15 protein-coding genes are annotated in these 21,781 nt (G+C 73.8%); 4 read left to right on the top strand and 11 right to left on the bottom strand.

The window, feature by feature from the left end; all coding sequences use genetic code 11:
• Window positions 1-3: 3 nt before the first annotated feature.
• The 3 genes from EOE48_RS10010 to galE form a co-directional block, all read right to left on the bottom strand.
• Window positions 4-1,338, bottom strand: coding sequence for an SGNH/GDSL hydrolase family protein (locus tag EOE48_RS10010; RefSeq protein ID WP_127728656.1), 1,335 nt, complete (start codon window positions 1,336-1,338; stop codon window positions 4-6).
• 99 nt (window positions 1,339-1,437) lie between these two features.
• Window positions 1,438-2,646 carry a lytic murein transglycosylase gene (locus EOE48_RS10005; protein ID WP_127728655.1) on the bottom strand — a complete coding sequence of 403 codons (1,209 nt, stop codon included), beginning with the start codon at window positions 2,644-2,646 and terminating at the stop codon, window positions 1,438-1,440.
• Between the two features lie 2 nt (window positions 2,647-2,648).
• Complete coding sequence (gene galE, locus EOE48_RS10000; RefSeq protein ID WP_127728654.1) at window positions 2,649-3,641, bottom strand: UDP-glucose 4-epimerase GalE; 993 nt, start codon at window positions 3,639-3,641, stop codon at window positions 2,649-2,651.
• Window positions 3,642-3,808: 167 nt separating this feature from the next.
• Between galE and EOE48_RS09995 the strand changes: the two genes are divergently transcribed.
• Window positions 3,809-4,675, top strand: coding sequence for a UTP--glucose-1-phosphate uridylyltransferase (locus EOE48_RS09995; RefSeq protein ID WP_127728653.1), 867 nt, complete (start codon window positions 3,809-3,811; stop codon window positions 4,673-4,675).
• Between the two features lie 105 nt (window positions 4,676-4,780).
• Here the strand turns inward: EOE48_RS09995 and EOE48_RS09990 are convergent, their stop codons facing one another.
• Window positions 4,781-5,266 (bottom strand): DUF992 domain-containing protein, encoded by a 486-nt coding sequence (locus EOE48_RS09990; RefSeq protein WP_187371370.1) that lies wholly within the window; start codon window positions 5,264-5,266, stop codon window positions 4,781-4,783.
• A gap of 288 nt (window positions 5,267-5,554) precedes the next feature.
• Here EOE48_RS09990 and EOE48_RS09985 point away from each other — a divergent pair, with 288 nt between their 5' ends.
• Both EOE48_RS09985 and EOE48_RS09980 read left to right on the top strand, forming a co-directional pair.
• A complete protein-coding gene (locus tag EOE48_RS09985) occupies window positions 5,555-6,211 on the top strand; it encodes an invasion associated locus B family protein (RefSeq protein ID WP_127728651.1) in 657 nt (218 codons plus the stop codon).
• A 272-nt stretch (window positions 6,212-6,483) separates the two neighbouring features.
• A complete protein-coding gene (locus EOE48_RS09980; RefSeq protein WP_127728650.1) occupies window positions 6,484-7,746 on the top strand; it encodes a nitrate/nitrite transporter in 1,263 nt (420 codons plus the stop codon).
• A gap of 19 nt (window positions 7,747-7,765) precedes the next feature.
• On the opposite strand, the gene EOE48_RS09975 is transcribed toward EOE48_RS09980, so the two are convergent.
• Window positions 7,766-8,116: a hypothetical protein gene (locus EOE48_RS09975; RefSeq protein ID WP_127728649.1), complete on the bottom strand. Its 351-nt coding sequence runs from the start codon at window positions 8,114-8,116 to the stop codon at window positions 7,766-7,768.
• A gap of 167 nt (window positions 8,117-8,283) precedes the next feature.
• Between EOE48_RS09975 and EOE48_RS09970 the strand changes: the two genes are divergently transcribed.
• A complete protein-coding gene (locus EOE48_RS09970; RefSeq protein WP_210249557.1) occupies window positions 8,284-9,696 on the top strand; it encodes an FAD-binding oxidoreductase in 1,413 nt (470 codons plus the stop codon).
• Between the two features lie 92 nt (window positions 9,697-9,788).
• Here the strand turns inward: EOE48_RS09970 and EOE48_RS09965 are convergent, their stop codons facing one another.
• The 6 genes from EOE48_RS09965 to EOE48_RS09940 all read right to left on the bottom strand — a co-directional run bounded on the left by EOE48_RS09965 (window position 9,789) and on the right by EOE48_RS09940 (window position 21,777).
• Complete coding sequence (locus EOE48_RS09965) at window positions 9,789-11,867, bottom strand: hypothetical protein (RefSeq protein ID WP_127728648.1); 2,079 nt, start codon at window positions 11,865-11,867, stop codon at window positions 9,789-9,791.
• 26 nt (window positions 11,868-11,893) lie between these two features.
• Complete coding sequence (locus tag EOE48_RS09960; RefSeq protein WP_127728647.1) at window positions 11,894-14,710, bottom strand: DUF4159 domain-containing protein; 2,817 nt, start codon at window positions 14,708-14,710, stop codon at window positions 11,894-11,896.
• 10 nt (window positions 14,711-14,720) lie between these two features.
• On the bottom strand, window positions 14,721-15,635 hold the full coding sequence (locus EOE48_RS09955; RefSeq protein ID WP_127728646.1) for a DUF58 domain-containing protein: 915 nt from the start codon (window positions 15,633-15,635) through the stop codon (window positions 14,721-14,723).
• A 6-nt stretch (window positions 15,636-15,641) separates the two neighbouring features.
• Entirely contained in the window at window positions 15,642-16,652 is a 1,011-nt protein-coding gene (locus EOE48_RS09950; RefSeq protein WP_127728645.1) for an AAA family ATPase, read from the bottom strand.
• A 463-nt stretch (window positions 16,653-17,115) separates the two neighbouring features.
• The gene (locus EOE48_RS09945) at window positions 17,116-20,067 is read right to left on the bottom strand and encodes a 5'-nucleotidase C-terminal domain-containing protein (protein ID WP_127728644.1); all 2,952 of its coding nucleotides are present in this window, start codon (window positions 20,065-20,067) and stop codon (window positions 17,116-17,118) included.
• A 648-nt stretch (window positions 20,068-20,715) separates the two neighbouring features.
• Window positions 20,716-21,777: an SDR family oxidoreductase gene (locus EOE48_RS09940; RefSeq protein ID WP_127728643.1), complete on the bottom strand. Its 1,062-nt coding sequence runs from the start codon at window positions 21,775-21,777 to the stop codon at window positions 20,716-20,718.
• Window positions 21,778-21,781 lie beyond the last annotated feature (4 nt).

Raw genomic sequence — 21,781 nt, 5'->3', positions numbered from 1 at the left:
CCGTCACAGCCGCGGCCAGCGGAAGTCGTCGGCGCGGCCCGGCTGCGGCGGGGGCGCGGCGCCGCGGGTGAGGCTGCGCTCGACGGTGTAGCCGGCGTCGCCCTCGACCCGCGGCCGGCCGCTGACGAGCTTGGCGCCCGGCGCCACCTCGGTCCGGGTGAGCGGCAGCACCGGACCGGCGGCGGGCTTGACCGGCAGGGCCGGGATGCCGGGCGGCTCGGGCAGGCTCGGCAGCATCGCGGTGATGAGCCGGTCGATCGCCGCGTCGTCGTCGAGGCGCGGCGCCTCGCCGCCGGGGGAGGGGGCGGCCGCGACGGCGTCGGGCATCGAGGCGGGCACGCCGCCGCGGGCCTCCATCAGCCGCCGGATCTCGACATCGGCGAAGTGGGCCACCTTGCGGGCGCCGGCCCCGGTGAAGTGGACGCCGTCGGAGGTCCGCAGCCGCGCGGTCTGGCCCTCGAGGTCGGGACCGGATGCGGCGTAGCGGTTGGCGTCGTCGACGAAGGCCGGCCAGACGTCGACGTAGACGCCCCCCGCCCGCTGCACCCGGTCGCGATAGATCTCGTTGAGCGAGGTCATGTCGGCCGAGAGCGTCTCGCTCTTCATCGGCGGGGCGCCGACCCACACCACCGGCACCTTGGCGTCGGCAAACACCTTCAGCAGCGCATCGACCCGGTCGCGGTAGAGGGCGCGCCAGCGCTCGCTCATCGCCTCGACCGACTGGTCGCCGTCGCGCAGGGGTTGGCGGTCGTTGGCGCCGAGCATCACCACGGCGTAGGTCAGCTTCGGGTTCTGCTTCAGGTAATCCTCGGCCGCCTTCGGCCAGTCGACCACGTCCTTGCGCACGAGGCCGCTGTCGCCCTTCGCCCGCCGGATCACCACGACGTCGCTGCTCGACTCGTAGGCGTTGTCGAGCCCCTGCGCGAGCAGTTCGGCGAGGGAATCGCCGAACACCGCGATCTGGATCGCCGGGTTGGTCTTCGGCTTCACCGCCGGCGGCCTGGCGGCGACGGGGGCGGGCTTCGGCTTGGGGCGCTGCACCGAGCGGCCGTCATGCGGGCGCTGCGCCTCGCGCGGCGGCCGCGGCCGCGGCGTGCGGTAGCCGCCGGAGGCCGGCGGCGGGGCGTATTGCGGCTGCTCCGAGGGTCGGTCCTCCCACGGCCAGTAGAACTGGCGCTGCGCCTCGGGCGGCGGCGCCGGGCGGCGATAGGCGCGCTCGTCGTAGCCGCCGGGCGCGCGCCGCGGGGGCGGGTAGCCGTCGCCGTAGCCGCCGCCCCACTGGGCCCGGGCCTCGGAGCCGAAGGCCAGCAGGGCCACGCCGCAGGCGAGACGCCGCATCCAACGATCCGCACTCATCCGCCGCACCGTCAACTCCCTCTCGCCGTCACGGCGATCGACGGGACTGTAACGCGCCGGCCCCGGGAAGGCACCCGCGCGTCACCGGGACGGGGTGCCGCCGCGCACGCGCTCCAGCATCGCCGGGCTGGCGTAGCCGTCCGCCGGCAGGCCGGCGGCGATCTGGAACCGGCGCAGGGCCTCGCGCAGCCTCGGGCCGGCGCGGCCGTCGAGGGGGCCGTCGTAGAGGCCGCGCCCCTGCAACCCCTCCTGCAGCGCCCGGATCCCGGCGCCGTCGAGACGCGGCGCCGCCACCGGCCACGGCGCCGCCAGCCCGGCGCTGCCGGCGATGCGCTCGGCGAGGTGGCCGACCGCGAGCGCGTAGGCGTCGGAGGTGTTGTAGGCCCGGATCGCCTCGAAGTTCGCCGTGACGACGAAGACCGGACCGCCGAGGCCGCCGGGCAGGAACAGGCTCGCCTCGCCCTCGCCGGCGAGGGGCCTGCCGTCGGTCCGCCGCACGCCGCGGGCGGCGAAGTCGCGCAAGGGGGCGCGGTAGCGCGACAGGTCGAAGCCCGCGGGCAGCACCACCTCGGCGCCCCAGGGCAGGCCCGGCTGCCAGCCGGCGAGGCGGAGGAAGTTCGCGATCGAGGCGAGCGAATCGGGCACCGAGGCCCAGATGTCGCGCCGGCCGTCGCCGTCGAAATCGACCGCGGCCCTGAGATAGGCCGAGGGCAGGAACTGCACCTGCCCCATCGCCCCGGCCCAGGAGCCGCGCATCCGCGCCGGATCGACGTCGTGATGCTCCAGGATCTCCAGGGCGGCGAGGAACTCGTCGCGAAACAGCGTGCCGCGGTGGCCCGAAGCCGCGAGCGTCGCCAGCGCCCGCAGGGTCGAGACCGAGCCGGTCCCGGTGCCGAAATCCGACTCCGCGCCCCAGAACGCGAGCAGCACCGGGGCGGGCACGCCGTAGCGGGCCTCGATCGCCGCCAGGGTGTCGGCGCGCCGGGCGGCCTCCGCCCGGCCCCGGGCGACCCGGGCGCCCGAGACCGCCCCGGCGAGGTAGTCCCAGACCGGACGGGCGAACTCGCCCTGGCGCCGGGTGCGGGCGAGCACCGCCGGATCCGGCCCCGGCACCTCGCGCAGGGCCGCGTCGAAGGTGGCGCGGGACACGCCGCGGGCCTGCGCCGCCGGCCACAGCCCGGCGAGGAAGGCCGAGACCTCCGCGTTCGCCGCGGCGGAGGGCGGATCCTGCGGCGCCGCGGCGACGGGGAGCGCGGCCAGCAGCGCGAGGCCGAGGAGGGCGGCGCGCATGCTCAGCGCTGGTTGCGCCGCACCAGCGCCTCTTCCCAGGCGAGCGCCTGGGTGACGATGCCGCGCAGGTCGTCGTGGCGCGGCGTCCAGCCGAGTTCGGTGCGGATCCGGTCGGCCCCGGCGACGATCCGCGACGGATCGCCCGGCCGGCGCGGCGACAGCCGGACCTCGAAGTCGACCCCCGACACCGCCTTCACCACGTCGATGACCTCCAGCACCGAGTAGCCGCGGCCGTAGCCGCAATTGAGCGTCAGGCTGGCTCCGCCGCCGCGCAGGTGGTTGAGGGCGACCATGTGCGCCTCGGCGAGGTCCGAGACCTGGATGTAGTCGCGCAGGCACGACCCGTCCGGGGTCGGATAGTCGGTCCCGAACACGTCGAGGTGGCTGCGCTTGCCGAGGGCGGCCTGGGTCGCGACCTTGATGAGGTGGGTGGCGTTGGGTGTCGACTGGCCCGAGCGGCCGCGCGGATCGGCGCCGGCGACGTTGAAGTAGCGCAGCACGACGGTGGTGATGCCGTGGGCCTTGGCGGCGTCCTCCAGCATCCACTCGGTCATCAGCTTCGAGCGGCCGTAGGGGTTGATCGGCGACGGCGTCAGGTCCTCCGGCACCGGCACGACCGCCGGCTCGCCGTAGACCGCCGCGGTCGAGGAGAAGATGACGTGGCGCACGCCGGCCCGGATCGCCGCCTCGATCAAGGCCCGCGACTTCACCGTGTTGGCGAGGTAGTAGCCGAGGGGATCGGCGACCGAGTCGGGCACCACGATCTTGGCGGCGAAATGGGCGAGGGCATCGACCTTGTGGCGGCGGATCGTCTCCTCGACCAGCGCGGCATCGGCGACGTCGCCGCGCACCAGCGTCACCTCCGGCGGCAGCGCCCAGTCGAAGCCGGTGGAGAGGTCGTCGATGACCACCACCTCGTCGTGCCCGGCATCGAGCAGGGCCAGAACCATGTGGCTGCCGATGTACCCGGCACCCCCCGTCACCAGAACCGCCATCTGCCCCTCCACGCGCTCTCGGGGTTGATCGGTAAACCGTGCTGCGCCAGCGTCAATAAAGCTGTCTCGCGGAAAAGCTACGCTGTAGGGGTAACGCCCGTGGCCCGCCGCCTCCGCCGAGGGGGCCGGGCCGTCGATCGCATCCTCGTCTCACCGGGACCCGTACGATGAAACGAATCCGCAAAGCCGTTCTTCCCGTCGCGGGCCTCGGCACCCGCTTCCTGCCGGCCACCAAGGCCGTTCCGAAGGAGATGCTGACGGTTGTCGACCGGCCGGTGGTGCAGCACGTCGTCGACGAGGCGAAGGAAGCCGGCATCGAGCACTTCATCTTCGTCACCGGCCGCGGCAAGGCGGTGATAGAGGATCATTTCGACATCGCGTTCGAGCTCGACCGCACGCTCCAGGAGCGCGGCAAGCAGGCGATGTACGAGGAGCTGAAGAAGGACCTGCCGGCCGCCGGCCAGACCAGCTTCACCCGTCAGCAGGCGCCGCTCGGCCTCGGCCACGCGGTGTGGTGCGCCCGCGAGATCGTCGGCGACGAGCCGTTCGCGGTGCTGCTGCCCGACATGCTCAGCCGCGGCTGCATGGGCCAGATGCTCGCCGCCTACGACCGGCACGGCGGCAACGTCATCGCGGTCGAGGAGGTCGCGCCCGACCAGACCCACCAGTACGGCATCGTCAGCGTCGGCCAGGACTTCGGCGACACCTTCGAGATCACCGGGATGGTCGAGAAGCCGCCGAAGGGCACAGCCCCGTCGAACTACATCATCTCGGGCCGCTACATCCTGCAGCCGGAGATCTTCTCGATCCTGGAGAACGGCGAGAAGGGCGCCGGCGGCGAGATCCAGCTCACCGACGCGATGATCAAGCTCGCCAAGACGCAGGATTTCTTCGGCCTGCGCTACCGCGGCAAGACCTACGACACCGGCTCGAAGCTCGGCTTCCTCACCGCCAACCTCGCCTACGGCCTGCAGCGCGACGAGTTGCGCGAGGATCTGAAGCGCGAGATCGCCGAGCTCCTGCGCGACGCGTAGGTCGGTCATGCGCGGGGGCGGGGGTGTTCCCGCCCGTCCTCGGCGCCTCCCCCGATTTCGGGCCGCCCCCCGCCGGGACGGCCCTTCTTTTCGTGCCCGGGTGCGTCAGGGAGCCGCGGACGAAGGGGCCGGCGCCAGCGCCAGGACGGAATCGTGCGCGGCGAAATCGGGCACCGGCCCGGCCGGTGCGGCCGGCTCCAGCCGCACCGTACCGGAGCGGGCCTCGAAGACCGGCAGCCCGCCGGTGCCGGGTTCCCGGGCGCCGCCGTCGAACAGGCCGTCGAGCCGACCGGCGCCGGCGGTGCCGTCCGTCGTCAGGACCCGCCACGAGACGGTCGCGGCCGTCGGTTCGCCGCCGCTCCGCCCCTGCGAGAACAGGGCGCCGTAGGTCTGGCGCAGGTCGCCGTGCGCCGCCACGAAGGTGCAGGTCGCGCCGCCGGTATGGCCGAGGACGAGGCGCAGGTTCGGGTTCGTCGTGCAGGTGAGCGTGCCGGCCGGCTGCCAATCCGGCTGCGGGCCGGGGCGGGCGAGGGCGTAGGCCGCCGCGGTCGCGACGAGGCTGGCGGCGAGGGCGAGGGCGAGCGGGCGCATGGCGGTGATCCTGGCCTGCCGGGCGGATGCGGAGCCGTCCTGGCGCTTCGTGACGCGGTGCCGAGGACCCTGACGGGCCGGCATTGCACGCCGATGGCGCCATCCGTTGCGTCGCGGTTACGATCGGCCGGCGCGGGGGCGCGGCGGGCTTGTTCGGAATCATCCTAAAGCACTGCCACACTTGCAGAACGCAGGACGGGAATCGCCCCGGGGACGCTTCCCAACCCGGGCCACGGAGACTAGAGCCTCGGCCCAGTCCCGCCGCCAAGCGGCCTTCGAGGAACCCGCATGCCCGTCCGCCGCCTCGCCCGCACGGCCGCCTTCCTGACCGCGCTCCTCGTCAGCCTGCCGGTCCTGGCCCAGGACGCCCCCGAGGCCGCCGCGCCGGTGGCGCCGGCCGCCAAGCCCGCCGCTCCGGCCCGGCCCGCACGCAAGCCGGCACCGAAGCCCGCCGCCGCTCCGGTCGCGGCCGCGACCCCGGCCGCCTCGCCTGCCGGCTGGCCCCCGGGGGCGAGCGCGGTGAGCGAGGTCTACGGCGACTGGACGATCAGTTGCAGCCGCGAGAACGACAGGCGGCAGTGCCAGCTCTCGCAGGCGCAGGGTGATTCCCGGACCGGCAACCGCCGCTTCAGCATCGAGCTGCAGCAGCCCCAGGACGGCCGCGCCCAGGGCCTCGTGCTGATGCCCCTCGGCCTCAGCCTCGAACCCGGCATCACCTTCAAGCTCGACGACGCCACCCTCGGCAAGGGCGCGCCCTACACCACCTGCGTCGCCGCCGGCTGCCTCGCGCCGATCAGCTTCCCCACCGTCGCGACCGACGCGATGAAGACCGCGGTGGCGCTTCGGATCACCGGCACCAAGCCCAACGGCGAGGCCGAGACCTTCTCGGTGCCGCTCGCCGGCTTCGCCGCCGCCCTGACGCGCGTCGGTCAGCTCACCGGCTGAGCATTGCCTATCGTTGCGGCAGACGATTGCCGCAAGGACCGGCAGCGCCCGCGCGCTGCCGCCGGCCGGGACGAGCGAGGCGCTGGCACGAAACCTGCTCTCCCCCGGGCAGGCTGGCCTCTGGGCCACCGGGCAAAGACGCCCGAGCCTTGGACAGGGATGTCCGACAGTCGGAAGCGGGCAGGCGAGCCATCAGTGCCGCCCTGACCTCTTTCACCTGACACCGCGACGAATATCCCCCCGCGGGGGCTGCTGCGCGAGGCTCGATCCCTATGGCCGACTTCAAGACCGTGATGAAATCGGGGCATCCCCCGACCCTGTTCGCCGCCTTCCTGTATTTCGACTTCTGCTTCGCGATCTGGGTGCTCAACGGGGCGATGGGCCCGTTCATCACCGAGACGTTCAAGCTCAGCCCGGCCCAGACCGGGTTCATGATCTCGCTGCCGATCCTCGCCGGCGCGATCATGCGGTTCCCCCTCGGCGTGCTGGCCCAGTATATCGGCCGCAAGAACGCCGCCATCACCGAGATGGCCCTCATCATCGTGGCGATGGCCTTCGGCTTCTTCCTCGTCGACAGCTACGACGAGGTCCTGGCGATGGGCGTGCTGCTCGGCATCGCCGGCGCGTCGTTCGGCGTCGCCCTGTCGCTCGGCTCGGGCTGGTTCCCGCCGCAATACAAGGGCCTCGCCATGGGCATCGCCGGGGCCGGCAACTCCGGCACCGTGCTCGCGGTGCTGTTCGCCCCGCCGCTCGCCCAGGCCTACGGCTGGCAGGCGGTCTACGGCTTCGCCGGGATCACCATGCTGATCCCGCTCGCGGTGATGATCGTCTTCGCCAAGGAGCCGCCGGACCGCGAGCACCAGACCCTGCGCCAGCACGTCTCCTGCCTGTTCGAGAAGGACGGCTGGGCGTTCAACCTCATCTACATCATCACCTTCGGCGGCTTCATCGGCCTGTCGAACTTCCTGCCGACCTTCTTCTACGAGCAGTTCGCGGTCACCAAGGTCGAGGCCGGCCGCCTCACCATGCTGGCGGCGCTGATGGGCTCGGCGATCCGGATCGTCGGCGGCTACTTCGCCGACCGGATCGGCGGCGTGCTGGTGCTGACCGTGGTGCTGATGGCGGCGGTGGGCTCGTTCCTGCTGCTCACCTCGGCGCCGTCGCTGCTGCTCACCACGCTGCTGTTCATGGTCTGCTTCGCGGCGCTCGGCGCCGGCAACGGCGCGCTGTTCCAGCTCGTGCCCCTGCGCTGGCCGGCCAACACCGCCGTCGCCGGCTCGATGATCGGCGAGGTCGGGGCGCTCGGCGGGGCGATCCTGCCGAACGCCATGGGCCTGTCGAAGCAGTATACCGGCTCCTACGCCCTCGGCTTCGTGCTCTACGCCGCCTTCGCGACCATCGTGCTGCTCTGCCTCATGCTGTGGTCGCGCAAGTGGGTCGGAACCTGGGTCGGCCCCCGCGGCAAGGCGCTGAGCGCCCCGGCCGAGGCGCCGGCGCCGGTCGTCGCCGGCGGCTTCCCCGAGGGCGCCCGCTGACGGGGCGCGCGGCACGCCTCTACTTCTTCGCCGGGGCGTCCGGGTTCTGCCCGGACGGGCCCGGCGTCCGGTGGGGGAGGGGCTGCTGCGGCTCCTGGCCGGCCGGGTAGGAGGTCGGCGCGTTCGGCACCGGCCGGTCCCTATTCTGGCTCACCGACTGGCCGCCCGGGTTCGGGGCGTCCTTTGCCGCCGAATCCTCCCGCGGGATCGGCGCCTGGACCCAGCCGTCGGTGGCGCTGCGCGACTTGTCGCCCATCACGTCCTGCCCCTTGATCTCGCCCGGCGGGGTCTGGGCGAGGGCGGCCGGCGCGACCGCCGCCAGCGCGGCGGCGAGGCTCAGGGCGGCGAGGCGGGACGGGACGTGGGGCACGGGCACGCTCGGCTGCGAGGGCGGCAGGGTGCGCCGACAACGTGGCCTCGACCGGCGCGGTTCCGGCTCGGCCCTCCTGCGGCGGCGGGGCTCTTGACCCGGACGCCGCCTCGGGCGACCCCGCCCCGAGGACGGCCCGCCATCGGGCCACGACGGAGTGTGGCCCGATGAGCCCGAATTCCCCGACCGACGCAGCCATGGCCGACCTGATCGCGCGCCTGCGCGACGCGCTCGGTCCCGCCGGGCTGCTCACCGACGCGGCCGACCTCGAACCGTTCGCCATCGACTGGCGGCGGATCTTCCCCGGCCGGCCGGCCTGCGTCGCCCGCCCGGCGAGCACCGATCAGGTCGCCGCGGTGGTGCGGCTGTGCCGCGAGGCCGGGGTTGCGGTGGTGCCCCAGGGCGGCAATACCGGGCTCGCCGGCGGCGCGGTGCCGGACGCCTCCGGCCGGCAGGTGGTACTGTCGCTCGGCCGCATGACCGCGATCCGCGCCATCGACCCGGTCGGGCTGACGATGACGGTCGAGGCGGGCTGCGTCCTCCGGCTCGCCCAGGAGGCCGCCGGGCGGGCGGGCCGGCTGCTGCCGGTGAGCTTCGCCGCCGAGGGCTCGGCGATGGTCGGCGGCGCGATCGCGGCCAATGCCGGCGGCCTCAACGTGGTGCGCTACGGCATGACCCGCGGCCTGGTGCTCGGGCTCGAGATCGTGCTCGCCGACGGGACCGTGGTCGACGGCCTGCGGGCGCTGCGCAAGGACAATGCCGGCTACGACTGGAAGCAGCTCTTCATCGGCAGCGAGGGCACGCTCGGCATCGTCACCGCGGCGGTGCTGCGCCTCGTCGCCCGGCCGCGCCACGTCGCCACCGCGCTGCTCGCCGTGCCGGACCCCGCGGCGGCCCTGCGGCTGCTCACCCTGGCCCAGGAGGAACTCGGCGACAGCATCCAGGGCTTCGAGCTGATCTCCGACACCTCGCTCGCCCTCGTCGCCCGCCATCACGGGCTCGCCAGCCCGGTCGGCGCCAAGGGCTGGCACGTCCTGATCGAGGCGGCCTCGTCGCTGCCGGGCCTGCGCGAGGCGGCCGAGGGCGTGCTCGCCACCGCCCTGGAGCGCGAGGACGCCACCGACGGCGTGCTCGCCGAATCGGGCCAGCAGGCGGCCGCGCTGTGGGCCCTGCGCGAGAGCGTCACCGAATCGGAGGCCCGCGAGGGCCGCAGCGTCAAGCACGACGTCTCGGTGCCGATCACCGCGATCCCCGCCTTCCTGGACGAGGCCGGCGCGGTGCTGGCGGCGGGCGCCCCGGGCACCCGGGTCAACGCCTTCGGCCACATGGGCGACGGCAACATCCACTACAACGTGCTGGTCGAGCCGGCCCACGACGCCGACGCGATCAACCGCCTCGTCCACGGCGTCGTCGACCGCTTCGGCGGCAGCATCTCGGCCGAGCACGGCATCGGCCAGTACCGGGTGGCCGAACTCGCCCGGCACAAGCGGCCGGAAGAGATCGCCCTCGCCCGCCGGATCAAGGCGGCGCTCGATCCCGACGGGCTGCTGAACCCCGGCAAGGTGCTGGCGCGGTCCTAGGCAGCCATCGCAAGAGCGGCTGCCGGTCCTGCGACAAAAATCTGCGGCAAAACAAGGATCCGGGCGGCCGGCCGCCGGCACGCGACGGTTCGCTACGCCCGCCCTCGCCGCCCCTCCACCAGCCACATCGCCAGGACCGCCGCCGCGAGCAGCGCCAGCGCCACGAGGCCGAGCGCCAGCGGATAGACCGAGACGCCGCGCACCACCGCCGAGTCGCTCGGGCGGAAGCCGATCCACTCGGCGCCGGCCAGTCGCCCGGAGCGGGCGATCTGGAGCCGCGGCACGGTCAGCCCGCCGCCGGCCTCGGCGAGGCGGCGGACCGAGCCGCCGGTGGCCTCGGCGACCGGGCGCAGGCGCTCGGTGTCGCTGAACACGTCGACCAGTTCGCGCGGATTGGCCGGGCCGACGCTGACGAAGGCGACGAGGCCGCCCGAGCGCAGGGTGTGCAGGCCGAGTTCCGCCGCCTCGAACCGGGTCGCGAACAGGCCGGGCTTCTCGGGATCGAGGGTCAGGGTGCGGACGGCGCCGCTCGGCGCGGTCACGGTCACCGGCTCGGTGGTGTCGGCCATGGTCTGGCGCTCGACCCGGACCTCGCGGCCGTGGCCGGTGGTGGCGGCGCGCAGGGCTTCCTCTTCCAGCGCCGGCTCCTTCATCAGCCAATGGCCGAGCCGGCGCAGCAGGTCGAGATGCGGGCCGCCGTCCTGGTAGCCGCGGGCCCACAGCCAGGCGTGGTCGGACAGCAGCAGGGCGACGCGGCCCTTGTCCTCGCGCGACAGCGCCAGCAGCGGCAGCGCGTCGGCGCCGGCCAGGATCGGGGTGACGCCCGGGCGCACCTCGGCGCCGACGACCCGCAGCCAGTCGCCCCAGGCCGGCGGCGACGCCTCCGAGCCCGGCAATTCGCGGGTGACCGGATGGCGCTGGCCGCTGCCGGTCAGCGCCGCCTTGTAGGGCCGCTCGACCACCCGGCCGTTCGGCTCGCCGGGCAGGATGGCGTTGAGGCGGGTGCGGGCGAGGCTCGCCGCGGAGGCGAATTCCGGCCCGGCGGCGATCAAGAGCGCCCCGCCCTCGCGCACGTAGCGGACGATGTTGTCGAAATAGCTCGACGGCAGCACGCTCTGGTTGGCGTAGCGGTCGAAGATGATGAGGTCGAAATCCTTGATCTTCTGCTGGAACAGCTCGCGGGTCGGGAAGGCGATCAGCGACAGTTCCGAGATCGGGGTGCCGTCCTGCTTCTCCGGCGGGCGCAGGATGGTGAAGTGGACGAGGTCGACGTTGGCGTCGGACTTGAGCAGGTTGCGCCACGTCCGCTCGCCGGCATGGGGCTCGCCGGAGACCAGCAGCACCCGCAGCTTCTCGCGGATGCCCTCGATCGGCAGCACCGCCCGGTTGTTGGCGGTGGTGAGCTCGCCCGGCAGGGCCTCGGCCTCGATCTCGACCACGTTGGGGCCGCCATGCTCGATCCGCAGGCTCAGCCCGAACGGCTGGCCGGTGCGCACGGTCTGGCGCGCCACCTCCTCGCCGTCGCGGCGCACGGTGACGAGGGCCGAGCCGGTGCCGCCGCGCTCCATCACCTCGGCCCGGATGGTCTGCTCGCGCCCGACGATGCCGAAGCGCGGCGCCTCGATCAGCCGGATCTGGCGGTCGCGCTCGTCCGGCCGGCCGGTGACGAGGACGTGCAGCGGCGCCTTGAAGCCGAGCGCCGCGGCATTGGCCGGGATGTCGTGGACGACGCCGTCGGTGAGCATCACCACGCCGGCGAGGCGGTCGGGCGGCACGTCGGCGAGCGCGGTCGACAGGGCCGAGAACAGCCGCGTCCCCTCGTCGCCGCCGGCCTCCGGCACCTCGATGAAGCGCGGCTCGATCTCGGCGAGACCGCCGAAGCGGCGCTGCAGCTCGGCCTTGACCCGCTCGGTGACCTCGGTGCGGTCGCCGAGCGCCTGCGAGCCCGAGCGGTCGACCACGACCGCCGCGATGTCGCGCACCGGCTCGCGCTCCTCGCGCACCAGCGACGGGTTGGCGAGCGCCGCCAGCACCAGGGCCAGGACCACGGCCCGCAGGATCGCCACCGGCCCGCGCGCCACGACGGCGAGGACCGCCAGCACCACGACGAGGCCGGCGAGACCCCACAGCACGGGCATCGGCACCAGGGGCGTCAGGCTGAGGCTGACCATGGACTCTCCTCAGGGACGCGACATCGTCACTGCCCCAGCCGCTCCAGCAGGGCCGGGACGTGGACCTGATCGGCTTTGTAGTTCCCGGTCAGGGCGTACATCATCATGTTGACCCCGCCGCGGAACGCCATCTCGCGCTGGCGCGGATCGCCGCCGACGAGGGGAAACAGCGCCTCGCCGCGGCGGCCGACGGCCCAGGCCGAGGCGAGGTCGTTGCCCGTGATGATGATCGGCGAGACGCCGTCGCCGGCCCGGGCCGGGCGGCGCTCGGCGCCGTCGCCGGCCGGCGGCAGGGCCTCGACCCAGGTCTGGCCGTTGGCGTAGCGGCCCGGGAAGGTGTCGACGAGGTAGAACGCCTTGGTGAGCACGTGGTCGCGGGGCACCGGCTCGAGTTCCGGCACCTCCAGGGTCGCGAGCATGCGCTGGAGCGCCAGCGCCTCGGGCGTCGGCGGGCCGCCGGGCCGGGCGGTCATCGCGTCGCGGGTGTCGAAGATCACCGTACCGCCGTTGCGCATGAAGGCGTCGATGCGCCGGATCGCCGCCTCGCCCGGCTGCGGGCGGCCGGCGACGACCGGCCAGTAGATCAGCGGGTAGAAGGCGAGCTCGTCCTTGGCCGGGTCGATCCCGGCGGGCTCGCCGGGTTCGAGGGCGGTGCGGCTCGCCAGCATCTGGGTCAGGCCGGTCAGGCCGGCCCGGCTGGTGTCGTCGACGGCGGCGTCGCCGGTGACGACGTAGGCGAGCCGGGTGGCGAGCGCCGACTCGATGCCGTTCGGCCGGTTCGCCGCCGGGGCCTGGGCGCGGGCCGCCTCCGGCCCCGCCGCCGCGAGGGCGAGGCCGGCGAGGATCAGGGCGGCGGCCGGCCGGCGCAGCCGCGCCAGGGCGAGGCCGAGGAAGCCGCCGAGCCACAGGCTCGCCAGGGTGTCGAGGGCGAGGAGCGCCAGCGCCGCGAGGAAGAACCCGCCGCGCAGGTCGCGCATCCCGGCCTGTTCGAGGCCGGCGAAGCGCGCGCCGGCTAGGGCCGAGACGTCGAGCGGGCGCAGGCGGTCGTCGGGGCGCAGGGCGTTGACCGCGAGCCCGCCATCGACCGGGCCGTAGAAGCCCGGCGGATGCTCGGCGGTGGCCCGCTCGGTGTAGGTCGCCGGCACGGCGCGGGCGGTGGCGGGCGGCGCCACGAAGGCGCCGGTGCCGTCGAGGGCGAGGCGCGGCGCCAGGACCGGCGGCGGCCCGCCGCCGGGGGCGGCGCCGGCCGGGCCGGTGCCGGCGAGGGCGAGCGTGCGGCGCAGCATGTCCACGAACAGGCCGGAGAGCGGCAGGTTCGACCAGTTGGTGTCGGCGGTGACGTGGAACAGCACCACGAGGCCCTCCCCGCGCTTGGCCGCGGTGACGATCGGCGTGCCGTCCTGGAGCGCGGCCCAGGTGCGGCGGGCGAGTTCGCCGTCCGGCTCGGCGAGGATCTGGCGGCGCACGCCGATATCGGCCGGCGGCTTCAGCCCGGAGAACGGGCTCTCGGCGGCGAAGGGCGCCAGGGTGCGCGGGGAATCCCAGGACAGCGTGCCGCCGAGCACCCGGCCGCCGCGGCGCAGGCGCACCGGCACGAGGTCGTCGCTGCCGGCGGCGAGTCGCGGGCCGGCGAAGCGCACCAGCATCCCGCCCTTCTGGACGAAGGCCGCGACGCGCTCCTGCGCCGCCGGGTCGAGGGCGCCGACATCGGCGAGCATCAGGACCGAGACCTGGGCGTCGAGCATCTGGTTGATCGCCTCGGCGACGCCGCGGCCGCCGCGCGGCTCCTGCACGTCGGCGAAGGGCGACAGCGCCCGCGACAGATAGTAGACCGGCGAAAGCAAGGGCTGGGCCTGATCGCTGGTGCCGCCGAAGACGAGGCCGACCCGGCGCCGCCGACCGCGCTCGTCGGCGAGCACCACCCCGGCGGCGGAATGCTCGGCCGCGACCTCGATCCGGGCGATGCCGTTGCGGATCTCCACCGGCAGGTCGAAGCCGACCTCCGCCTCGGTGGCGTCGGGCGCGAAGGCGTAGGCGGCCTCGGCCAGCGGCAGACCCTTGGCGTCGAGGGCGCGGACCAGCCCGGTGTCGCGGCCGTTCGGCACCGCGCGCAGGACCCGGACCCCGAGGCGTCCGCCGGCGCCCTCGGGTCCGGCCAGCGCCAGGGCCGGAGGGCGCTCGGCGCGCAGGACCGTCAGCGCCGCGCCGGTGCGCGACACCGCCTCGGCGAGGCCGGCGGGGAACCTCTCCTCGCCCGCGCCCGCGATGCCGTCGCCGATCCACGCGACGGCGCTGCCGGGGTTGCGCTCCAGGAAGGCGGCGATCGCCGGCAGGTGGGCGTCGCGGTCGGCGAGATGCGGCTGGGGCTGCACGGCGCGCAGCCGGTCGAGGGCGGCGCCGGGTCCGCCGGCTTCGAGGCCGGCGGGCAGGGCGGCGGTGGCGAGCACCGCGACCGGCCGGCCGCTGCGGGCGGCGGCCTCGACCTCGTCGGCGGCGACCCGGGCGCGGGCGCGCCAGTCGTGGGCGGCGGTGGCGCCGTTGTCGAGGATCAGGAGGAGCGGCGTGCGCCCGTCGCCGACGCCCGAGGCGGCCGGGTTCCAGATCGGGCCGGACACCGCGAGGATCAGGCAGGCGGCGGCGAGCAGGCGCAGGATCAGCAGCCAGGGCGGCGTGCGGGCCGGCGTCTCGCGCTCCGGCAGCAGGTCGGCGAGGATGCGAAGCGGCGGGAAGTCGATGCGCTTCGGCTGCGGCGGCGTCACCCGCAGCAGCCACCACAGGGCCGGCAGGGCGACGAGGGCGACGAGGGCCAGGGGAGCGGCGAAGCTGAGGGGCAATCCGAGCATCGCGCCCTCCTCAGGCCGCGCCGCGGGCGGCGGCGACGAGCGTCACGAGGCGCATCGCCGCCTCGCTCGCCGGGCGGTCGGTGCGGTGGAGGGTCAGGGTCCAGCCATGGGCGCGGACGATCTCGGCGAGGCCGTCGCGGTGGGCGAGGATGCGCCGGCGATAGGCGTCGCCCCAGGCGCCGGCATCGCCGACCCGCAGCACCAGCCCGGCCTCGAGGTCGCGCAGCTCGGCCTGGCCCGCGAAGGGAAACGTCTCCTCGACCGGGTCGACGATCATCGCGAGGTGGCCGCGGCAGCCCGAGGCCGCGATGCCGGCCACCGCCTCGCGCAGGGTGTCGAGGGGGCTGAGGAAGTCGCCGATCAGCAGCACCTCGTCGAAGCGCGCGACGGGCGCCTTCGGCGGCAGGTCCTCGGCGAGGCCGGCGCGGTCGCCGGTGAGGTCCTCGGCCATCCGCTCGACGATGGTGCGGGCGGCGCGCGGACGCGACAGGCCGAGCAGGCCGACCCGCTCGCCGGCGCCCACGAAGGCGTCGGCGAGCGCGAGACCCAGCACCAGGGCGCGCTCGACCTTCGAGGCCCCGGCGAGATGGGAGACGAAGCCCATCGAGGCCGAGCGGTCGATCCAGATCCAGACGTTGTGGGCCGCCTCCCACTCGCGCTCGCGGACGTAGAGCCGGTCGTCGCGGGCCGAGCGGCGCCAGTCGATCCGGCCGGCCGCCTCGCCGGCGACGAAGGGCCGGAACTGCCAGAAGCTCTCGCCGGGGCCGGCGCGGCGGCGGCCGTGCAGGCCGTGCGCGAGGGTCGCGGCGACGCGGCGGGCCTCGAGGATCAGGCGCGGCATCCGCTCGGCGAGCGTCAGCGCCCCTTCGGTCTCGCGCCGCCCGGGCGTGCGGGCCGCCGGCTCGAGAACGCGCGTGGTCGCCATCCGGGGCTAGAGCCGCGAGGCCAGCCGGCCGATCAGGCCGGGGATGGTCTCGCCGTCGGCCCGGGCCGCGAAGGTCAGGGCCATGCGGTGCTTCAGCACCGGTTCGGCCAGGGCGGCCACGTCCTCGACGGAGGGCGCGACGCGGCCCTCGATCAGGGCGCGGGCGCGCACCGCCAGCATCAGGGCCTGGCTGGCCCGGGGGCCGGGACCCCAGAGCAGCTTCGAGGCGATGGCGGCGTCGCCGCCCTCGGGCCGGGCGGCGCGCACGAGGTCGAGGATCGCGTCGACCACCGCGTCGCCGACCGGCAGCCGGCGCACGAGGCGCTGGGCGCTCAGCAGCGCCTCGGTCGACATCACCGCGCTCGGGGCGTGCTCGTCGGCGCCGGTGGTCTCGATCAGGATGCGCCGCTCGGCGGCACGGTCGGGATAGCCGACGTCGATCTCGAGCAGGAAGCGGTCGAGCTGGGCCTCGGGCAGCGGATAGGTGCCCTCCTGCTCGATCGGGTTCTGGGTCGCGAGGACGTGGAACGGCCGCGGCAGTTCGTGGCGCTCGCCGGCCACGGAGACGACCCGCTCCTGCATCGCCTGGAGCAGCGCCGACTGGGTGCGCGGGCTCGCCCGGTTGATCTCGTCGGCCATCAGGAGCTGGGTGAAGACCGGGCCGCGCACGAAGCGGAACGAGCGGTGCCGGTCCTGGTCCTCGTCGAGGATCTCGGTGCCGAGGATGTCGGAGGGCATCAGGTCCGGGGTGAACTGGACCCGGCGGGCGTCGAGCCCGAGCACCGTGCCGAGGGTCTCGACGAGCTTGGTCTTGGCGAGCCCCGGCAGGCCGACGAGCAGGCCGTGGCCGCCGGCCAGCACGGTCACGAGGGCGAGGTCGACCACCGCCTCCTGGCCGAAGATGACGCCGTGGATCGCCTCGCGGGCACGCCCGACCGTCGCCAGGGTCGCCTCGGCCGCGGCGACGATGCCGTCGTCGAGGGACGTCGCAGGGGCCGGCGCGCTGCCTTGTGTCATGCGGGGTTCCTCTGGCTGCCTCGCCGCCGGCCCGGGGCCGGGGACGAAGGGCGAGTGTGGAACCCTTGGCACCGCCCTGGCAAGGTCGGCGAGACGACGCAGGCGGGCATCGGACCGGCTTCGGCCGAAAGGCGAACGCCGCCCGGAGGGGCGGCGGTCGTCGTGGGGGCGTTCTCAGCCGAAGGCCGGGGCTTTCTGAAAGAAGCCGGTCTCCGTTTCCTGAGTGGCAAGGCTGGCTGGGGAGCAGAAGGGGCGCGCCTCCCCTCTCCCGATTGGGAGAGGGGCCGGGGGTGAGGGTGGCTTGGCCTCCGCAATGACCCAGGATGGTTGAGCTGGGCAGCTCGACGGGCGAGTCTAATCCTGAACCCGAGCCACCCTCACCCCTACCCCCTCTCCCACTCGGGAGAGGGGATCCCGCGCTCAAGATTTTCTTGGCTGGTCAGTCGGTTGGGAACCCCTTCGCTCACCCGAAGGTGAAGCTCGCCGCGCCGAGCGAGGCCAGGGAGACGCCCTGGATCGTGACGCGGGTGTCGGCGTCGAGGGTGATGACCGTGTCGGCGCCCTCCTGCCGCGAGGCCGCCTGCAGGGCCGCGACATCCGCGAACACGCCGCCGTTGAAGGCGATCACGTCGGCCTCGGCGCCGGAGGCGACGAAGTCGCGGATCAGGTCGAGGCCGTCGCCGCGGCCGAAGGCGAAGATGTCCCGGCCGGCGCCGCCGGTGAGGTCGTCGTTGCCCGCGTTGCCGAACAGCAGGTCGTCGCCCGCGCCGCCCAGCAGCGTGTCGTTGCCCGAGCCGCCGGACAGCCCGTCGTTGCCGGCGCCGGCATCGAGGCTGTCGTCGTCCTGCTCGCCGTAGAGCGCGTCGTCGCCGCTCCCGCCCACGAGGGTGTCGCGGCCGAAATAGCCGCGCATCTGGTCGTTGCCGGTGCCGCCGTCGACATAATCGTCGCCGGCATCGCCGAACAGCGTGTCGTTGCCGATCTCGCCGTAGACCGCGTCGTTGCCGACGTTGCCCGAGGCGTAGTCGTCGCCCGCGCCGGCACCGATGAAGTCGTCGTCCTGCTCGCCGTCGATGAAATCGTTGCCGAGCTCGCCGAACAGCGTGTCGTTGCCGAAGAAGCCGCGCAGGCTGTCGTTGCCGGTGCCGCCGTTGACCCGGTCGTTGCCGGCATCGCCGAACAGCAGGTCGGCGCCGGCCGCCCCGTCGAGGATGTCGTCGCCGCCGAGGCCCGAGAGGTAGTCGTTGCCGGCGGTGCCCGCGAGGGTGTCGACGGCGTCGCCGCCGTCGATCCGCTCGCCGGGCCGGACCGCCAGCACGGTGTCGGCCCGCGTGGCGAGGTTCTGGATGCGCAGGTCGCCGGCCGGGGCGGTGTCGGCGGTGCCGTAGGGCGTGACGGCGTGGAACGCCTTGAGGTACTCGGCCAGGGCGTCCTGCTCGGTGCCCTGGGCCGCGAAGGTCTCGGTGTCGGGCAGTGACGACGGGGTCGCGGTGCGCAGCGCGACCTTGTCCTCGCCGTAGGCCGGCAGCGGGTAGTTGTCGCCGCCGAGGCCGGGGGCGGTGCTGGTCGGGGTCGCCAGGAAGTCGAGGGTGACGGCGCGGATCCTGCGGTTCGGATCGCCGACGATCTGCCCGTCGCGGACGAGGGTGTCGATCACGTCGCCGCCGGCATCGATGATCGCCGCCGAGACGATGCGCTGGCCCTCGCGGGTGACGACGCCGTTGACGTCGAGGGTCTGGGACTGGCGGGTGGCGTCGTAGGAGAACGAGAGGCCGCCGACCTGGGCGAACTGGCCCGGGGTCGCGCCGGGCGCGACCGCCGCCACGCCGTGCTCCAGCACCCGCTCCAGCTCGGAGGCCGTCAGGGTGACGACCGCGAGCGCGTTGTTGAAGCGCAGGGAGTTGGTGACGTCGAGCTGCGAGATGTCGCCGGCCTGCTTGCCGGCCTCGGGGTTGGCCGCGGGCGGCAATTCGGTGGTGCCGCCGCCGGCGGTCGAGAACGAGCCGATCGAGTCGCGGATCCCGCCGCCGTTCTTGATCGAGACCAGCACGCTGTCGTCGTACTGCCGGGCGTACCAGAGGTTGGCGTCGGCCGAGAGGTCGCCGAGGTTGGTCTCCTCGGTGCGGACCTCGCCGCGGCGGCCCTCGAGGTAGACACCGGTGCGGCCGAGGATGTTGCCGTCCTGCTGGCGGATCACGTCGGCGATGCCGGCGGTCTCCTGCACGCCGTCGTTGTCGGCGTCCAGGCCCTCGATCACCTCGCGCACGAGGTATCCCTTGCTGCCCGGGGTGAAGGCCGCGGCGGTCGAGCCGTAGAGGGCCGCGACGGTGGTGTCGTCGACCGCCACCGCCCCGCTGGTGGCCGGGTCGACCGAGCCCGGGATGACGACGCCGGCATCGTCGAAGGTGAGGTTCAGGCGGCCGACATAGGCGTATTCGGAGGCGGTGTTGACCAGCAGCAGCGGCTGGCCGCTGGCGTTGGTGAAGACATGCGGGTAGGCGCCGCCGCTGGTGTCGCCGGGCAGGAGCCGGTCGTCGGAATCCGACAGCAGGGTGTGCGAGCCGCCGCCGATCAGCACGTCGACGTTGCGCAGGAGCGGGGCGAGCGCCTGCTCGTTGGCGAGCTGCTGCAGGTGGGTGCCGACGATGACCTTGTTGAGGCCGGGATTGGCGGCCAGCACCCGGTCGACCTCGGCGTTGATCTGCTCGGCCAGCAGCGCGATCTCGTCGCGGCCGGTGAAGCCGTCGAGGGTGACGCGGCCGAGCGAGGTGAGCAGCGGCTCGAGCTGGGTCGTGGCGCCGATGAAGGCGATCTGCTCGCCGTTCTCGGTGATGACCGTCGACCTGGCGATCTTGTCGGCGCCGGTGCCGGTCTGGGTCGAGGCCGGCCCGGTCTGCGCGAAGGTCGCGGGCGACACGTTCGGGTTGACGAGGCCGGACAGGGCCGGCTCGTTGGAGAAGTTCAGGTTCACCGACAGGTAGGGGAACTGCGCCCCGACCCAGGTGTCGTCGGCCACGCCGGCCGCCGAGCCGAGATTGGCCCCGATGATGTTGGCGACCTCGGTCGGGCCGGAATCGAACTCGTGGTTGCCGAACACCGCGGCCTGGACGCCGATGATGTTCTGGATCGTGACGTCGGCCCGGCCGACCGAGGCGGCGAGGCGCGAATAGGCGCCCGTGCCGCTCAGCCCGTAGAGCTGGTTGTAGACGCCGTTGTAGGTCGCGGCGAGCTGCGGGTCGGCGCCGGCGATGAAGAACGGGCTCGGGATCCAGCCGTCGCCGGTCGAGAGTGTGATCGAGTTCGGGACCGCATCCTCGAGCTTGTCGACGATGGCGGCGAAGTTGGCGGCCCGCCGGGTCGCCAGGAGGCCGGCCTCCCAGTCGGAGGCGTGCAGGATCTGGAGCGAGTAGGTCATCGCGGCGGGCCCTTGGCGGCAGGCAGGCGCAGGGGCGCGGCGGCCCCGGCACGGCCGGAGACCCCGATCCCACGGCGGGACGGCGGCAGAGGAAGCGGGTCGCGGGTCCGGTCCGGCCCAGGCCGGCCGTCGGCCCCGGCCGCGAGACCCGGACCGGAGCCCGGCCGCAGCCGAGCAGCGGCTTAGCGGCGCGGTGTGACGGTCTCGTGAACCGTTGCCGATCGGTTTCCGGGTTGTATCGTGGTCATACGATTTTCGACGGATCGCTTCAGGCGACCGCAAGCGGCCGCTTTCGTGATACGAAAATCGGCCTCGCTCAGAGCCTGTTTGAGCGATGGTCCATGGTATTTATCGCGCGAAGCACCCCTTTCCCGGACGACTGGAGCGATAGCGGAAGGAGATCCGGGATCCAGACGTCAGATGTGCCGCGAAGCGGCTCCGCCTGACAGCACTGTCGCTGAGTATGGACGCTTCGCGACTTGTTGTGCTGGATCCCGGATCTCCTTCCACTGCGTTCCAGTCGTCCGGGAAAGGGGGAGCTTTTTCTCTAGATCGAGAGTCAAACGGCTCTCAGGCGCGCGCAGAGCTTTGCTCTGCGCCACGCGGGCTCGTGATGCGATTTTCGGAACTGATCGTCCGGCAATCGCATCACGGGATTAGCCGGTCCTGGCGCAGGCGCGCGAACAGGTCGAAGAAGGCGTCGTCGGTGGGCTGGTAGGCGGTGAAGCCGAGGCGCCGGCTCCGGCTCATGTCGGTCACGACCTCGAACGGGCGGCCGAGATCGGCGTCGGTGTGCCAGGGCGAGGCGAGGCGCCCGAGATCCGGCTCGGCGAGGCCGTGGCGGGCGGCGATCTCCGCCCAGGCCGGGCCGTCCCCGGCCATCTGGCGCTCGAGCGGCTGCACCGTGCCGTCGAACGGCGCCGCCTCGAGGCCGAACCAGCCGGCGATGCGCTCCCACATCCAGCTCCAGCGGAAGACGTCGCCGTCGACGACGTTGAAGTCGTGGTTCGCGGCCGCCGGGGTGGTCGAGGCCCAGAGCAGGTGGCGGGCGAGCAGGCGCGCATCGGTCATGTCGGTGAGCCCGCTCCATTGCTGCGGCGAGCCGGGGAAGCGGAACGGCCGCCCGGTCTCGCGGCAGAGCGTGGCGTAGACGGCGAGCGTCGTGCCCATGTTCATCGCGTTGCCGACCGCCTTGCCGATGATCGTGTGCGGCCGGTGCACGCTCCAGGTGAAGCCGTCGCGGGCGGCGGCCGAGAACACCTCGTCCTCCTGGGCGTAGTAGAAGTTCTCGACGTCGAGCCGGCCCTGCTCCTCGCGGAACGGCGTCGGCGGCATGGCGCCCTTCCCGTAGGCCTCGAACGGGCCGAGATAGTGCTTGAGCCCGGTCACCAGGGCGACGTGGCGCACCGAGCCGGCCGGGCGCAGGGCGTCGAGGAGGTTGCGCACCATCGCGCCGTTGACCCGGATCATCTCGGCCTCGGTCGGCCGGCGCATCCAGGTCGACAGCACGACATGGGTCGGGTTCAGGCCCGCCAGCGCCCGGTCGAGGGAGGCGGGATCCTGGAGGTCGGCGGCGACGGGCGTCACGCCCTCGTGCGGCTCGGGCCGGCGGGCGAGGCCGGCGACCGACCAGCCCTCCCGCGTCAGGAGATCTGCGGCGGCGCTGCCGACGATGCCGCTCGCGCCCACGATCAGTGCCGTTCCGGTCATCGGG

The sequence above is a fragment of the Methylobacterium oryzihabitans genome, assembly GCF_004004555.2.
Taxonomy (GTDB): Bacteria; Pseudomonadota; Alphaproteobacteria; order Rhizobiales; family Beijerinckiaceae; genus Methylobacterium; species Methylobacterium oryzihabitans.
The sequence above is the reverse complement of the archived record's forward strand: the minus strand, read 5'-3'. Positions and strand labels throughout refer to the sequence as shown.